Origin of the sequence: Streptomyces sp. SCUT-3 (assembly GCF_014083985.1) — a bacterium.
Lineage (GTDB): Bacteria > Actinomycetota > Actinomycetes > Streptomycetales > Streptomycetaceae > Streptomyces_H > Streptomyces_H thermolineatus.
In genome coordinates, this window is sequence record NZ_CP046907.1 from 3,436,323 (window position 1) to 3,451,337 (window position 15,015).

A 15,015-nucleotide genomic window follows, 5' to 3' on the forward strand; every position below is an offset into this window, starting at 1 on the left:
CGGCGGGCCGGGGCCGACCGGGCGGCAGCGGGTCGGGCGAGGGCTGATCCGCCGTCGGCGGGGGCAGGAGGAGTGCATGCGCAGCGCACACACGGTCCACGACGTCCGCGCCGCCGAGGCCGCGCTGATGGCCCGCCTGCCCGAGGGCGCGCTGATGCAGCGCGCCGCCACGGGGCTGGCCGCCGTCTGCGCCGGGGTGCTCGGCGGCGCCTACGGGACGCGGGTGGTGCTGCTCGTCGGCAGCGGCGCGAACGGCGGTGACGCCCTGTACGCCGGGGCCCGCCTCGCCCGGCGCGGGGCCTCGGTGACCGCCGTCCTGCTCTCCCCGGGCAAGGCGTACCCCGACGGGCTGGCCGCGCTGCGGTCGGCCGGCGGCCGTACGACCGGCGACCCGGCCGCCGGGGAGGAACTGGTGCGCCGGGCGGACCTGGTGGTCGACGGGATCGTCGGCATCGGCGGGCGCGGGGGGCTGCGTGGCGCGGCCGTGCCCCTGGCCCGCGCCGCGGCCGGCTCGGGCGCGGCGGTGGTCGCCGTCGACCTGCCCAGCGGGGTGGACGCCGACACCGGCGAGGTGGCAGGGGAGGCGGTGCGGGCCGACGTCACGGTCACCTTCGGCACCCACAAGCCGGGCCTGCTCGTCGACCCGGCTGCCGGGTTCGCCGGAACGGTCCACCTGGTCGACATCGGGCTGGGCCCCGACCTGCCCGGCCCCGCGGTGCAGGCGCTGCAGCACGCGGACGTGGCGGCCCTGCTGCCCGTCCCCGGCGCGCGCAGCGACAAGTACCGGCGCGGGGTGCTCGGCGTGGCGGCCGGGTCGGCCCGCTACCCCGGGGCGGCGGTGCTCGCCGTCGCGGGCGCGCTGCACGGCGGGGCCGGCGCCGTGCGCTACGCCGGGTCCGCCGCCCGGGAGGTGATCGCCCGCTTCCCCGAGACCCTGGTCAGCACGGGACGGCCCTCGCAGGCCGGCCGGGTGCAGGCGTGGGCGGTCGGACCGGGGGCGGGGGAGGACGCGTCGGCGCGGGTGGCGCTGGAGGACGCACTGGCCTCGGACGTGCCCGTGCTGGTCGACGCGGACGGACTCAGGCACCTGAAGGGGCTGGGACGCCCCGCGCGCGGGGCGCTCGCCGGGCGCACCGCCGAGGTACTGCTGACCCCGCACGCCGGGGAGGCGGCGGCGCTGCTGGACGTCGCCCGCGAGGACGTCGAGGCCCGGCGGCTGGAGCACGTGCGCCGACTGGCCGACGCCTACGGGGCGACGGTGCTGCTCAAGGGCTCGACCACACTGGTCGCCGCGCCGGGCGGCGGCCCGGTGCGGGCCAACCCGACCGGAACCGGCTGGCTGGCCACCGCCGGCAGCGGCGACGTGCTGTCGGGGCTGGCGGGCTCGCTGCTGGCGAGCGGACTGAGCGCGTTCGACGCCGGTTCGGCCGCCGCCTACCTGCACGGACTGGCCGGACGGCGGGCGGCCGGCCGCGACGGCGCCCCCTTCGGCGCCCACGAACTGGCCGGTGAACTCCCCGCCGCCTGGCGCGACGTGCGCGGCGCCGCGCACTGACCCCGCGCCCGCCCGGGCCTTCCGCCGCCCCGGACGGCCCGTGCAGCCTGTCGGCCCGACGGCCCCGTGCAGCCTGTCGGCCCGACGGCCCGTGCAGCCTGTCGGCCCGACGGCCCCGTGCAGCCCCGTGCGGCCCCGCGTCGCGACACGCCCCGGCGGCCCGTACCGGTGGCGGGAGGGGGGAGGGGCCGGCCGGCCCGGCGCGGCTTCCTGCCGGGCTCCCCTCCCGGGGCCCGCCGGGCCCCGGTGAGACACTGGCGGGGATGGAGACTTCGATGCGCGCCCGGGCCGAGGTGGATCTGGCCGCGGTACGGGACAACGTCCGGGCCCTGCGGGCCCGCGCCGGGAACGCCCAGCTCATGGCAGTGGTCAAGTCCGACGCCTACGGCCACGGCATGGTGCCCTGCGCGAGGGCCGCGGTGCAGGCCGGGGCCACCTGGCTGGGCACGGCCCTGCCCGAGGAGGCGCTGGCGCTGCGCGCCGCCGGCATCGGCCCCGGGCAGGCCCGAGTGCTGTGCTGGGTGTGGACCCCGGGCGGCCCGTGGCAGGAGGCGGTCGAGGCGGACGTCGACGTCTCGGTCAGCGCCCCATGGGCGCTGGAGGAGGCCGCCGCCGCGGCCCGCGCCGCGGGCCGGACGGCCAGGGTGCACCTCAAGGCCGACACCGGCCTGGGCCGGGCGGGCTGCCAGCCCGCCGACTGGCCCGAGCTGGTCGCGGCCGCCCGCGCCGCCGAGGCCGAGGGCACCGTGAAGGTGACCGGCCTGTGGTCCCACTTCGCCTGCGCCGACGAGCCCGGGCACCCCTCGATCGCCGCCCAGCTGGCGTCCTTCCGGGAGGCCGTGGAGCACGCGGAGCGGGCCGGGATCGACCCCGAGGTGCGCCACCACGCCAACTCCCCGGCCCTGCTGACCCTTCCCGAGTCGCACTTCGACCTGGTCCGCAGCGGCGTCTCGGTCTACGGCATCTCGCCGGTGCCGCAGATCGCCGGGCCGGCCGAGTTCGGGCTCCGCCCGGCCATGACGCTCAGCGCCTCCCTCTCCCTGGTCAAGAAGGTGCCCGGCGGGCACGGCGTCAGCTACGGACACCACTACACCACCCCGGGGGAGACGACCTTGGCGCTCGTGCCCGTCGGGTACGCCGACGGCGTCCCGCGCCACGCCTCCGGCACCGGCCCCGTGCTGGTGGCCGGGAAGTGGCGCACGGTCGCGGGGCGGGTGGCCATGGACCAGTTCGTGGTGGACCTGGGCGGGGACACCGCCGGGGCTGGCGAGCGGGCGGTGCTGTTCGGGCCCGGCGACGCGGGGGAGCCGACGGCCGAGGACTGGGCCCGCGCGGCGGGCACCATCGCCTACGAGATCGTCACCCGGATCGGCCGGCGGGTGCCCCGGGTGTACCTGGGGGAGCTCCCCGCGGACGGGGAAGCCCGGCCCCGATGACCGACCACGCAGCACGGGCAGCCGCAGGCGGCGCGGGCCGCCGCGCCGCCGACGCGGTGGGCCGCCGGTCCCGGGCGGGCGGCCTGGGCCCGGTCGTGGGCGTGGCGGCCGCGGGCGCCGCCGTCGGGGTGGCCCTGGAGCGCATGACGGTCGGCCGGTCGGTGCGCCGCAGGGCCCGGCTGGCACTGGACACAGCGGGGCCCTTCGGCACGTTGCGCGGCACGCCCGTGACGGTGACCGCCGAGGACGGCACCGAGCTGTACTGCGAGACGGAACCGGGCCCTGAACAGCGGGAGCGCCCGCGCCGCCGGTACCGCGACGGCCGGTGGCGCACGGGCCCGCTCCGCCCCCGCCGGCGGGCGGTCCCCGCCCCGCTGACCGTGGTGTTCTGCCACGGCTACTGCCTCACCCAGGACTCCTGGCACTTCCAGCGCGCCGCGCTGCGCGGCCGCGTGCGCGCCGTCTACTGGGACCAGCGCAGCCACGGCCGGTCCGGCCTGGGACGTGCCGGGGCCGCGGGCGAGCCGGTCGGCATCGACCGGCTGGGGCGCGACCTGAAGGCGGTCCTGGACGCGCTCGTCCCCGAGGGGCCCGTGGTCCTCGCCGGGCACTCCATGGGCGGCATGACGGTGATGGCGTTCGCCGACCAGTACCCGCAGTACGTGCGGGAGCGGGTCGCGGGCGTGATGCTGGTGGGCACCTCGGCGGGCAGGCTGGGCACGGTGACGCTGGGCCTGCCGGCCGTTGGCGCCCGCGCCCTGCACCGGGTCGTCCCCGGCCTCCTGCGGGCCCTGAGCACCCAGGTGGACCTGGTGGAGCGGGGCCGACGGGCGACCGCCGACCTGTTCGCGACCGTGGTCAAGCGCTACGCCTTCGGCTCGTACGTCGACCCGGTGGTGGCCCGGTTCGCCGAGCGGATGCTGGAGTCCACGCCCATCGACGTGGTCGCCGAGTTCTTCCCAGCCTTCACCCAGCACGAGAAGGCGGAGGCGCTGGCCGCCCTGGAGGGCGTGCCCACCCTGGTGCTGGCCGGCGACGGCGACCTGCTCACCCCGGCCGACCACAGCGCGGCGATAGCCGAGGCGCTGCCGGACGCCGTCCTGGTCGTGGTGGAGGACGCGGGGCACCTGGTGATGATGGAGCACCCCGGGACGGTCAACCGCGAGATGGCCGCCCTGCTGGTGCGGGCCGCCGAACGCGCCGGGGCGCCCCTGCCCGACGCCGTGCGCGAGTCGGCCCGCGGCCCGGAGGACGGGCCCGCCCGGCGGCCGAAGGGCGGTCCGCCGCCCGGCGCCGCGTAACATCCGAGGACATGGAACGACCGACCGGCCCCGCCGCCCCCGCCGCCGACCCGGCGGCCGACCGCCCCGTCACCGGTCCCACCGGCACCGGCCCCGCCGTCACCCGCCCGACAGGCACCGGGCCCACCGTCACCGTCACCGCGGACACCCCCGAGCGGATGCGCGAGCTGGGCCGCCGCACGGCCGCCCTGCTGCGCGCCGGCGACCTGGTGCTGCTCTCCGGCCACCTGGGTGCGGGCAAGACCACGTTCACCCGCGGCCTGGGCGAGGGCCTCGGCGTGCGCGGCGCAGTGACCTCCCCGACGTTCGTCATCGCCCGGGTCCACCCCTCCCTGCGGCAGGGTCCCCCGCTCGTGCACGTCGACGCCTACCGCCTCGGCGGCGGGCTGGAGGAGATGGAGGACCTCGACCTGGACGTCTCCCTGCCGGAGTCGGTGGTCGTCGTGGAGTGGGGCGAGGGCAAGGTCGAGGAGCTCTCCGAGGCGCGGCTGCAGATCGTCGTCGAGCGGCAGCTCGGAGGCGCCGACGGGGACGGGGACGCGGGCGCGGGTGAGGACGGGGACGACCCGCGACGGGTGACGTTCACCGGGATCGGCCCCCGCTGGGCGGACGTCCGCCTGGAGGACCTCGCGCCGGAAGGCGTGTAGCCCGTCCGGCCGCCGGCGCCGGGGCCGCCGCGAGCCGGGGCCGCCGGGCGGGACCGCGCCCGGTGCGCCGGGGGCCGGACGGCCCCCGCGCCCGGTTTTCCGACACGGTGTCGGAACGATGTTGCGTCCGGTGTGTCCGGCGTGTTCACATGGAGGCGAGTGTCAGGGAGACCCGACCCCCTGCGCCAGGAGGCACTCATGTCGGACCGGAACACGAACGACGCGGCCGGCGACCGGGCGCGCCACGAACGGTCCGAGGCCCCGGCGCCGCAGCGGCGCCCCGGGGACGACGGCCGCCCCCACCCGCATCCGTACGCCGACCCGCACGCGGCCTCCATGGAGGAGCTGCTGGCGTCCTGCGCCGCCGCGAACGCGGTCTCCACGCCCCCCGAAGCCCCCGACGACACCCACCGCGCCGCCTGAGGCCCTGCCCGGGGCCCTGCCCTGGGTCCGCTGTCGCGCCGCCCGGGAACGCGGGCGTCCGCGGGCCCGTCGGCACACTGGGGAGGGCGCACGCCGCGTGGCGCGCGCCCCTTCTGTGAAGGCCCGCTCCGGCCGGTGCCGGACCACCACGGCCGGCGTCGGACCACGGCGGCCGGTGCCGGACCGGACGGCCGCGTCAGACCACGACGACCGGCGTGCCGACCTCGGCGAACTCCCACAACGCCTTGCCGTCCGTGCGCTTCTCGCGGATCCCGCCGGTCTGCTGGCCGGGCGTCGGCGTGGGCAGCGAGCCGTCCACGGCCGCCGAGAAGCCGACGGCGGCCCCGTCCACCACGGCGAACCGGACGATGTGCTCCACCGGCACGCCGTCCGACCCCTGCACCTGCCCGCCGGGCGGGGACATCGAGGTCACGCGGTACTCGCCCGGGGCGGGGGTCAGCGGCGCCGGCACCACCGTGAACGTGCGCAGGGCCTTGTCGTCCGCGCCGACCAGCCAGACCCGGCCGTCGGCCGGCGAGTAGACGACCCGCTTCCCGGACCCGGACTGCGCGGGGACGGCGGGCGAGGCGGCCCCCGGCTCCCCGGAGCCGTCGCCGCCGGCCTCCGCGGTGGGCCGCGCCGACGCCGTGGGCGAGGCCGACGGCGACGCCGTGGCCTGCGGCTGCGCGGCCGCCTCCGGGGCGTTTTCCGCGGCCTGGACGGCCAGCGCGCCGACCCCCACCAGCGCCGCCACGGTGAGCGCCGCCACCTGCACCCCGGGCCTGATCCCTGCCACGTCCGCGCCACCCTCCGCCTGCGTCAGCTGTCGATGCCGCCCATCGTGCCAGGCCCGCGGGGGTCGTCCGGCACAGGGAGGCCCGGGCGGGTCGTAGGCTTGGCCCGTGCTGCTCCTCGCTTTCGACACCGCAACCCCGGCCGTCACCGTGGCCGTGCACGACGGAGAGCGGGTGCTCGCCCGGTCGACCGAGGTGGACGCCCGCCGCCACGGCGAACTGCTGCTGCCCGCCGTCGACCGGGTGCTCGCCGAGGCCGGTGCCGCGATCGCCGACGTCACCGGCGTGGTGGTCGGGGTCGGCCCCGGGCCGTACACCGGCCTGCGGGTGGGCCTGGTCACCGCAGCGGCCTTCGGCGACGCGCTGGACGTGCCCGTCCACGGCCTGTGCACGCTGGACGGCATCGCCCACGAGGCCGTGCGCTCCGGGCTCGTCGACGGCCCCTTCGCGGTCGCGACCGACGCCCGCCGCAAGGAGGTCTACTGGGCCCGGTACGCCGGGCCGGGCGCCCGCGAGGGCGAGCCGTCGGTCGACCGGCCCGCGGACGTCGCCGAGCGGGTCGCCGGCCTGCCGGCCGTCGGCGCGGGGGCGGCCCTGTACCCGGAGGTGTTCACCGGCCTGCTGCCCTCCGGCCCCGAGCACGTCTCCGCCGCCGCCCTGGCCTCGCTGGCCGCCGAACGGATCGCGTCCGGCGGGGAGTTCCTCCCCGTGCAGCCGATGTACCTGCGGCGGCCCGACGCGCAGGTCCCGGCCGGCTACAAGACGGTCCTGCCCCGGTGAGCACGGTGGGCACCACGACGGCGCCGGGCACGGCGCGCCCCCGGGACCCGGTGCTGCGCGAGATGCGCTGGTGGGACGTCGAGCCGGTGACGGAGCTGGAGCACGACCTCTTCCCCGACGACGCCTGGTCGCCGGGGATGTTCTGGTCCGAGCTGGCCGACGCCCGGCACCCGCGCGCCACCCGCCACTACGTCGTCGCCGAGGACCCGTCGACGGGCCGCGTCGTCGGCTACGCCGGGCTGGCCGTCGCCGGCGACACCGGTGACGTGCAGACCATCGCCGCCGCCCGCGACCGGTGGGGCACCGGACTGGGCCCCCGGCTCCTGAAGGAGCTGATCGCGGCGGCCACCGCCTTCGAGTGCGCCGAGGTGATGCTGGAGGTGCGGGTGGACAACCTCCGCGCCCAGCGCCTCTACGAGCGCTTCGGCTTCGAACCGATCGGCTTCCGCCGCGGCTACTACCAACCGGGCAACGTCGACGCACTCGTCATGCGCCTGGCAGACCCCGCCTCCGCACCCGTCCAAGGAACCACCACCCATGGCTGACGAACCCCTGGTCCTCGGCATCGAGACCTCCTGCGACGAGACCGGCGTGGGCATCGTGCGCGGTCACACCCTGCTGGCCGACGCCGTCGCCTCCAGCGTCGACGAGCACGCCCGCTTCGGCGGCGTGGTCCCGGAGGTCGCCAGCCGCGCCCACCTGGAGGCGATGGTCCCCACGATCCGGCGGGCCCTGAAGGAGGCCGGGGTCGCCGCCTCCGACCTGGACGGCATCGCGGTCACCGCGGGCCCCGGGCTCGCCGGGGCGCTGCTGGTCGGCGTGGCCGCCGCCAAGGCGTACGCCTACGCCCTCGGCAAGCCCCTCTACGGCGTCAACCACCTGGCCTCGCACATCTGCGTGGACCAGCTGGAGCACGGCGCGCTGCCCGAGCCGACGATGGCCCTGCTGGTCTCCGGCGGCCACTCCTCGCTGCTGCTCGCCCCCGACATCACCTCCGACGTCCGCCCGCTCGGCTCGACCATCGACGACGCCGCCGGGGAGGCGTTCGACAAGGTCGCCCGGGTCCTCGGCCTCGGGTTCCCCGGCGGCCCGGCGATCGACCGGCACGCCCGCGAGGGCGACCCGGACGCCATCCGCTTCCCCCGCGGCCTGACCGGCCCGAGGGACGCCGCCTACGACTTCTCCTTCTCCGGGCTGAAGACCGCCGTCGCCCGGTGGATCGAGGCCCGCCGCCGCGACGGGCAGGACGTGCCGGTCGCCGACGTCGCCGCCTCGTTCCAGGAGGCGGTGGCCGACGTGCTCACCCGCAAGGCGGTCAGGGCCTGCAAGGACAACGGCGTCGACCACCTGATGATCGGCGGCGGGGTGGCGGCCAACACCCGCCTGCGCGCGCTGGCCGAGGAGCGCTGCGCCGCCGCCGGCATCCGGCTGCGGGTGCCGCGGCCGAAGCTGTGCACCGACAACGGGGCGATGGTGGCGGCCCTCGGCGCGGAGATGGTCGCCCGCAACCGGCCCGCCTCCACCCTCGACCTGCCCGCCGACTCCTCCCTCCCGGTCACCGAGGTCTCCGTGCCCGGGCACACCCACGGCGCCGACGACACCCACGGCACCCCCGGCTCCCGCCCCCACGGCCAGGTCCGCCTGCCCGGGCACGGCCACGGGGGCCGCGGGCACACCCACGACCACGACCACGTCCACGAGCTGAGCAGGGAGAACCTGTACCCGTGACCGTCGCGCTGATGTGGGAGGCCCGGGCCGCGGAGGGCCGGGGCGGCGAGCTGCTCTCCTGGGCCCGGGCGCAGCGGCTGCCGCGCGAGCCCCTGCGCCGGGAGACCTTCGCCGCCCCCGCCGACCGGGTCCTCGTCGTCACCTGGTGGGACGGCGGCCACGACGCCGACGTCCCCGAACTGCCCGACGCCCCGGCCGGGCTGCTGCGCCGCCCGCCCCACCGCTGGCGCTTCGAGTCCGTCGCGGTGGACTGACCCCTCAGTCCGCCCCGGCGGGCCGGCCGACGAGCATCGTGGGGGCCCCCGCGACGCGGGTCAGCAGCACGGTCGCCGCGTTCGGCCCCTGCGGGCGCACCCGCCGCCGGACCTCCTCCGGCTCCACGGCCGAGCCGCGCTTCTTCACCGTCAGCACCCCGACGCCGCGCTCGCGCAGCAGGGCCTTGAGCCGCTTGAGGTTGAACGGCAGCACGTCGGTGATCTCGTACGCGCTCGCGTACGGGGTCGGCACCAGGGAGTCGGCCGTGACGTAGGCGATGGTCGGGTCGATCAGCCGGCCGCCGACCTGCCGGGCGACGTCGGCGACCAGGTGGGCGCGGACGACCGCGCCGTCCGGCTCGTACAGCCAGCGGCCGACCGGGCCCGGCTCGGGGTCGGGCAGGCCGGCGCCCAGCAGCGAGTGCCCGGCGCCCGGCAGTGGGTGCCCGGCGCCCGGCAGCGAGTGCCCGGCGTCCGGCAGTGGGTGCGCGGCGGGCAGGAGCGTGGCGCGGCGCGCCCCGGGGGCGGTGCCGAACCACAGCACGGCCTCCTTCACGTCCCCGCCGCAGGAGACCCACTCCGCCTCGGCCTCCTCGGGCACCGCCTCGTGCGGGATGCCCGGCGCGACCTTCAGCGCGGCGAACGGCGTCCTGCGGGCGGCCTCCACCGCCCAGGACAGCGGCGGCGAGTACGCCTCGGGGTCGAAGATCCTGCCCCGGCCGCCCCGCCCGCCGCGGCGCGCCGGGTCGACGAAGACCGCGTCGAAGCCGGAGGTGTCGACCTCGGTCACGTCCGCGCGGCGCACCTCGACCAGGCCGGACAGGCCCAGCGCGGCGGCGTTGGCCCGGGCCGCGGCGCAGGCCGCCGGGTCGCGGTCGACCGCCAGCACCTCGATCCCGGCGCGGGCCAGGGCGAGCGCGTCCCCGCCTATCCCGCCGCACAGGTCGGCCACCCGCCGCACCCCCAGCGCGGCGAACCGGCGGGCCCGGTACTCGGCCACGGCCGCGCGGGTGGACTGCTCTACGCCGTTCGGGGTGAAGTACATGCGCCGCGCGTCCTCGCCGAACTTCGCAGCGGCGCGCTGCCGCAGCCGGGCCTGGGCCAGCGCCGCGGAGACCAGGGGCGCCGGGTGGTCCCGGCGCAGCCGGGTGGCCAGGGCCAGCTCCTGCGCGGGGTCGTGGTCGCGCAGGACCTCCAGCAGTGCCTGCCCCTCCTCGGTCAGCAGGGCGGCGAGGTCGTCGGGGGAGTCGGCTGTCGCGGTCACCGGGCCATTCTCCCAGGGGCCGCGGGGCGCGTGCGCCGCGCCGACATTGGCACTCTAGTTGACGGAGTGCTAACGCCGTCCTAGTCTCGGCGTTGGCACTCGACACAGGGGAGTGCCAAAGAGCGACGGGGCGGATCCGGCACCCGCGACGACGGATCCACCAGGTCGCCACCCCTAATCAGACACCCCGTGAGCTCTCCGAAGGGGGAGGTCGGATCGTGACGACCGCCAGCACCAAGGTTGCCATCAAGCCGCTCGAGGACCGCATCGTGGTCCAGGCGCTCGAGGCCGAGCAGACCACGGCCTCCGGCCTGGTCATCCCGGACACCGCGAAGGAGAAGCCCCAGGAGGGCGTCGTCCTCGCCGTGGGCCCGGGCCGCTACGAGGACGGCCAGCGCCTGCCGCTCGACGTCTCCGTCGGCGACGTCGTGCTCTACAGCAAGTACGGCGGCACCGAGGTGAAGTACAACGGCGAGGAGTACCTCGTCCTCTCGGCTCGCGACGTCCTCGCGATCGTCGAGAAGTAATCCGGTACAGCACCGGAGATTTTTCTGACCGCGCCCCGGCGAGCCGTGTCGTTCCGACCCGGGGACCCGGGGCGCGGCCTGTTGAGGAAACCGACGAGGTAGGACTGCAGTCATGGCCAAGATCCTGAAGTTCGACGAGGACGCCCGCCGCGCGCTCGAGCGCGGCGTCAACAAGCTTGCCGACACCGTGAAGGTGACGATCGGCCCCAAGGGCCGCAACGTCGTCATCGACAAGAAGTTCGGCGCCCCCACCATCACCAACGACGGTGTGACCATCGCCCGCGAGGTCGAGATCGAGGACCCGTACGAGAACCTCGGCGCCCAGCTGGTGAAGGAGGTGGCGACCAAGACCAACGACATCGCGGGCGACGGCACCACCACCGCCACCGTGCTCGCCCAGGCGCTCGTGCGCGAGGGCCTGCGCAACGTCGCCGCCGGCGCCTCCCCGGCCGCCCTGAAGAAGGGCATCGACGCCGCGGTCGCCGCGGTCTCCGAGGACCTGCTGAAGACCGCCCGTCCGATCGACTCCAAGGAGGACATCGCCGCCGTCGCCGCGCTGTCCGCCCAGGACAAGCAGGTCGGCGAGCTGATCGCCGAGGCCATGGACAAGGTGGGCAAGGACGGCGTCATCTCCGTCGAGGAGTCCAACACCTTCGGCCTGGAGCTGGACTTCACCGAGGGCATGGCCTTCGACAAGGGCTACCTGTCCCCGTACATGGTGACCGACCAGGAGCGCATGGAGGCCGTCCTCGACGACCCCTACATCCTGATCCACCAGGGCAAGATCTCCTCGATCCAGGACATGCTGCCGCTGCTCGAGAAGATCATCCAGGGCGGCAGCAGCAAGCCGCTGCTGATCATCGCCGAGGACGTCGAGGGCGAGGCCCTGTCCACCCTCGTGGTCAACAAGATCCGCGGCACCTTCAACGCCGTCGCGGTGAAGGCCCCGGGCTTCGGCGACCGCCGCAAGGCCATGCTGGGCGACATCGCCACCCTCACCGGCGGCACCGTCGTCGCCGAGGAGGTCGGCCTCAAGCTCGACCAGGTCGGCCTGGACGTGCTCGGCACCGCCCGCCGCGTGACCGTCACCAAGGACGACACCACCATCGTCGACGGCAGCGGCGACAAGGCCGAGATCGAGGGCCGCGTCTCCCAGATCAAGGCCGAGATCGCCGCGACCGACTCCGACTGGGACCGCGAGAAGCTCCAGGAGCGCCTCGCCAAGCTGGCCGGCGGCGTGTGCGTCATCCGCGTCGGCGCCGCCACCGAGGTGGAGCTCAAGGAGCGCAAGCACCGCCTGGAGGACGCCATCTCCGCGACCCGCGCCGCGGTCGAGGAGGGCATCGTCTCCGGTGGCGGCTCCGCCCTGGTGCACGCCTCCAAGGTCCTCGCCGACAACCTGGGCAAGGAGGGCGACGAGGCCACCGGTGTCGCCGTCGTCCGCCGCGCGGTCGTCGAGCCGCTGCGCTGGATCGCCGAGAACGCCGGCCTGGAGGGCTACGTCATCACCTCCAAGGTCGCGGAGCTCGAGGTCGGCAACGGCTTCAACGCCGCCACCGGCGAGTACGGCGACCTGGTCAAGGCCGGCGTCATCGACCCGGTGAAGGTCACCCGCTCCGCCCTGGAGAACGCCGCCTCCATCGCCTCCCTGCTGCTCACCACCGAGACCCTGGTGGTCGAGAAGCCGGCCGAGGAGGAGCCCGCGGCCGCCGGCCACGGTCACGGCCACTCCCACTGACGCACCCCGTCGGTCTCCCGGGCCCGGAGCCCCCGAGCACCGGCCGCCGCCCGCACCCGTGCGGGCGGCGGCCGGTGCCGGAGGGCCCCGGGCCCGTCCCGTTCCCGGCGCCTTTCCCGGCCCCGCCGGCCCTCCCGGCCCCGCCGACGGACCGGGGGCCTGTCAGGAGGCCCGGCGCCGCACCCGGTCGGCGAGCCTGTCCGGCAGGGCGGACCCGGCCGCGGGCAGCAGGGGCAGCAGCTGCGGTTCCAGGGTGATCGCCCGGAAGGCCAGGGCCACGCTCACCCGGTGGTCCGGGCGGTGCTCGACCACCACCGGGTCGCCCGCGCGTATCTCGCCGGGCTCGACCACGCGCAGGTAGGCCCCCGGCGCCGCGGCCCGGGTGAACCGCCTGACCCACCCCTGCTCGCCCAGCCACCCCTGGAAGGTGCCGCAGGGGGTGCGGGGGCCGGAGACCTCCAGCAGGACCGAGTCCCCCACCCGCCAGCGTTCGCCGACGAGGGCGCCGTTGACGTCGACCCCCTCGGTCGTCAGGTTCTCCCCGAAGACCCCGTCGGGCAGATCCCGGTCCAGTTCCCGCTCCCAGCGGTCCAGGTCCTCGCGCGCATAGGCGTAGACGGCCTGGTCCCGGCCGCCGTGGTGCCTGGTGTCGTACGCCCGGTCGCCGGCCAGCCCGACCGCCCCGGCGTCCTCCGGGCCCGGGGCGGCCACCGCGACGGGGCCGTCCACCGGCTGCTTGTCGATCCCGGTGGCCGCCCGCCTCTGCCAGGGGTTCAGACGGGGCCTGCCGACATTGACCGAGAGCAGCTTCATCACGACTCCTCCTGCGCTGCGCGGACGCCCCGGTGCTGTCCGGGGAGGGCGTCCGGGGCCCGGGGGTGCGGGCCCCGGACGCCGGCGGGGACACCGCTGCGCCTGCCCCGCGTGCCGGGGCGGTAACGTCCGGGGCCCGGCGCGACGACGCCCGCGAGGCCCGGCCACCGTGTCGGGGCCGTCCTCCCGGGCGTCCGCACAGGAAGAAGAAACGTTTTTTCTCAGTGGTTACGGCAGCCGGGTCACGGCTGCCCGCCGGTGCCGACCAGCCGGTGCCGGGCCCGGCCGTACATCTCCTCGCGCTCGTCCTCCGTCATTCCGCCCCAGACTCCGTACGGCTCGCGCACCGCCAGTGCGTGGGCCGCACACTCGGCCCTCACGGGGCAGCGCATGCAGACCTCCTTGGCGGCGGCCTCGCGCGAACTCCGGGCGGCCCCGCGTTCTCCCTCGGGGTGGAAGAACAGCGAGCTGTCCACACCGCGGCAGGCCGCGATCAGTTGCCAGTCCCACAGGTCGGCGTTGGGCCCCGGGAGCCGGGAGAAGTCGGCCATCGCTCATCCCCTCGTAGTTGCCGAACTCGATAGAAATACTGTCTAAGCAGCTGTAAATATGACTCATTACCCCTCCATGGATCAACACCCCTCTCCACCACATACCGGGTCCAAACGGCTAAAAACAGACAAAAGCTTCACTTGTGAAGGGGTTCGTCGCAGAGGGTTGCCGGCGAGTGACGCGGCCCGGCGCGCGGCGAATCCGTTCCGTATCGGGACAATCACGTAGAGTGCTGGAGACGGCTGCCGTACCCGTAACTCTTTCGAGTGACCGTCGTTGAAGGTGCATGGGCGGCTGGCAGAACGAGCCCCGGGCACATGCCTGCCGGGTGTTCGCCGGGCCACCGCCGAGACGACGATTCGTAACAGCCAGGAGGCTCAACGTGACGCGGATCAGCTGCGGAGGGCGGTCATGACTTCCGTCCTCGTCTGCGACGACTCCCCGCTTGCCCGAGAGGCGCTCCGGCGCGCGGTCGCCACCGTGCCCGGCGTCGAGCGTGTGACGACCGCGACCAACGGCGAGGAAGTCCTCCGCCGCTGGAGCGCCGACAGGTCCGACCTGGTCCTGATGGACGTGCGCATGCCGGGCCTCGGAGGGGTCGAGACCGTCCGGCGGCTGCTGTCCGCCGACCCGGGCGCACGCATCATCATGCTCACCGTCGCCGAGGACCTGGACGGCGTCGCGCTGGCCGTGGCCGCCGGCGCCCGCGGTTACCTGCACAAGGACGCCTCGCGCGCCGAACTGCGGGCCACCGTCACCCAGGCCCTCGCCGACCCGACCTGGCGGCTGGCCCCGCGCCGGCTCCGGTCCGCCGAGATGGGCGCCGCCCCGACCCTGACCGCCCGCGAGATCCAGGTCCTGGAGGGGATGAGCCACGGCCGCAGCAACGCGGAGATCGGCCGCGAACTGTTCCTCTCCGAGGACACGGTCAAGACCCACGCCCGCCGGCTGTTCAAGAAGCTGGGAGCCTCGGACCGGGCGCACGCCGTGGCGCTCGGATTCCGCTGGGGCCTGGTCCGCTGAGGACGTGACCGCCCGCCGCGCGGTGCCCCGCGCCTCCCGCGGATCGCCGTCCCGCACCACCCGGTGCGGGCGGCGGTCGAACGGGGCTGCCCCCGGTTTCCGGCGCGAGGACGCATCCTTGATGCATGGATTACCTCGGGGACCGGCGGGCGGGGCGGACGGTGCATGACACGACGGCGG

The 15,015-nt window shown here is 76.1% G+C and carries 16 protein-coding genes; 12 read left to right on the forward strand and 4 right to left on the reverse strand.

Going from position 1 to position 15,015, the window contains the following annotated elements; genetic code table 11:
* Window positions 1–76 precede the first annotated feature (76 nt).
* From GQS52_RS15260 to GQS52_RS15280, 5 genes are all read left to right on the forward strand, one after another.
* The gene (locus GQS52_RS15260) at window positions 77–1,555 is read left to right on the forward strand and encodes an NAD(P)H-hydrate dehydratase (protein ID WP_182313963.1); all 1,479 of its coding nucleotides are present in this window, start codon (window positions 77–79) and stop codon (window positions 1,553–1,555) included.
* 263 nt (window positions 1,556–1,818) lie between these two features.
* Window positions 1,819–2,991 (forward strand): alanine racemase, encoded by a 1,173-nt coding sequence (alr, locus tag GQS52_RS15265; RefSeq protein WP_259370787.1) that lies wholly within the window; start codon window positions 1,819–1,821, stop codon window positions 2,989–2,991.
* A complete protein-coding gene (locus GQS52_RS15270; RefSeq protein WP_182313964.1) occupies window positions 2,988–4,292 on the forward strand; it encodes an alpha/beta hydrolase in 1,305 nt (434 codons plus the stop codon). The genes alr and GQS52_RS15270 overlap by 4 nt, the downstream gene beginning before the upstream one ends.
* Window positions 4,293–4,450: 158 nt before the next feature.
* On the forward strand, window positions 4,451–4,939 hold the full coding sequence (gene tsaE, locus GQS52_RS15275; RefSeq protein ID WP_259371123.1) for a tRNA (adenosine(37)-N6)-threonylcarbamoyltransferase complex ATPase subunit type 1 TsaE: 489 nt from the start codon (window positions 4,451–4,453) through the stop codon (window positions 4,937–4,939).
* Between the two features lie 198 nt (window positions 4,940–5,137).
* Complete coding sequence (locus tag GQS52_RS15280) at window positions 5,138–5,362, forward strand: hypothetical protein (RefSeq protein WP_182313966.1); 225 nt, start codon at window positions 5,138–5,140, stop codon at window positions 5,360–5,362.
* Window positions 5,363–5,558: 196 nt separating this feature from the next.
* On the opposite strand, the gene GQS52_RS15285 is transcribed toward GQS52_RS15280, so the two are convergent.
* Complete coding sequence (locus tag GQS52_RS15285; RefSeq protein WP_259370788.1) at window positions 5,559–6,158, reverse strand: L,D-transpeptidase; 600 nt, start codon at window positions 6,156–6,158, stop codon at window positions 5,559–5,561.
* Window positions 6,159–6,264: 106 nt separating this feature from the next.
* Here GQS52_RS15285 and tsaB point away from each other — a divergent pair, with 106 nt between their 5' ends.
* From tsaB to GQS52_RS15305, 4 genes are all read left to right on the forward strand, one after another.
* A complete protein-coding gene (tsaB, locus tag GQS52_RS15290; RefSeq protein ID WP_182313967.1) occupies window positions 6,265–6,936 on the forward strand; it encodes a tRNA (adenosine(37)-N6)-threonylcarbamoyltransferase complex dimerization subunit type 1 TsaB in 672 nt (223 codons plus the stop codon).
* Window positions 6,937–6,998: 62 nt separating this feature from the next.
* Window positions 6,999–7,481, forward strand: coding sequence for a ribosomal protein S18-alanine N-acetyltransferase (gene rimI, locus GQS52_RS15295; protein WP_182316470.1), 483 nt, complete (start codon window positions 6,999–7,001; stop codon window positions 7,479–7,481).
* Window positions 7,474–8,664, forward strand: a complete 1,191-nt coding sequence (gene tsaD, locus GQS52_RS15300; RefSeq protein ID WP_182313968.1) for a tRNA (adenosine(37)-N6)-threonylcarbamoyltransferase complex transferase subunit TsaD — start codon at window positions 7,474–7,476, stop codon at window positions 8,662–8,664. Before rimI ends, tsaD begins: the two co-directional genes overlap by 8 nt.
* Window positions 8,661–8,918 (forward strand): hypothetical protein, encoded by a 258-nt coding sequence (locus GQS52_RS15305; RefSeq protein WP_182313969.1) that lies wholly within the window; start codon window positions 8,661–8,663, stop codon window positions 8,916–8,918. The genes tsaD and GQS52_RS15305 overlap by 4 nt, the downstream gene beginning before the upstream one ends.
* A 4-nt stretch (window positions 8,919–8,922) precedes the next feature.
* On the opposite strand, the gene GQS52_RS15310 is transcribed toward GQS52_RS15305, so the two are convergent.
* Window positions 8,923–10,182 (reverse strand): methyltransferase domain-containing protein, encoded by a 1,260-nt coding sequence (locus GQS52_RS15310; protein ID WP_182313970.1) that lies wholly within the window; start codon window positions 10,180–10,182, stop codon window positions 8,923–8,925.
* Between the two features lie 218 nt (window positions 10,183–10,400).
* Here GQS52_RS15310 and groES point away from each other — a divergent pair, with 218 nt between their 5' ends.
* A complete protein-coding gene (gene groES, locus GQS52_RS15315; RefSeq protein ID WP_182313971.1) occupies window positions 10,401–10,709 on the forward strand; it encodes a co-chaperone GroES in 309 nt (102 codons plus the stop codon).
* Window positions 10,710–10,821: 112 nt separating this feature from the next.
* Window positions 10,822–12,447: a chaperonin GroEL gene (groL, locus tag GQS52_RS15320; protein WP_182313972.1), complete on the forward strand. Its 1,626-nt coding sequence runs from the start codon at window positions 10,822–10,824 to the stop codon at window positions 12,445–12,447.
* Window positions 12,448–12,609: 162 nt separating this feature from the next.
* On the opposite strand, the gene GQS52_RS15325 is transcribed toward groL, so the two are convergent.
* Both GQS52_RS15325 and GQS52_RS15330 read right to left on the reverse strand, forming a co-directional pair.
* Window positions 12,610–13,260: an MOSC domain-containing protein gene (locus GQS52_RS15325; protein WP_182313973.1), complete on the reverse strand. Its 651-nt coding sequence runs from the start codon at window positions 13,258–13,260 to the stop codon at window positions 12,610–12,612.
* A 242-nt stretch (window positions 13,261–13,502) separates the two neighbouring features.
* On the reverse strand, window positions 13,503–13,811 hold the full coding sequence (locus GQS52_RS15330; RefSeq protein WP_182313974.1) for a WhiB family transcriptional regulator: 309 nt from the start codon (window positions 13,809–13,811) through the stop codon (window positions 13,503–13,505).
* A gap of 412 nt (window positions 13,812–14,223) precedes the next feature.
* Between GQS52_RS15330 and GQS52_RS15335 the strand changes: the two genes are divergently transcribed.
* Entirely contained in the window at window positions 14,224–14,835 is a 612-nt protein-coding gene (locus GQS52_RS15335) for a response regulator transcription factor (protein WP_182313975.1), read from the forward strand.
* The last annotated feature ends 180 nt before the right edge of the window (window positions 14,836–15,015 follow it).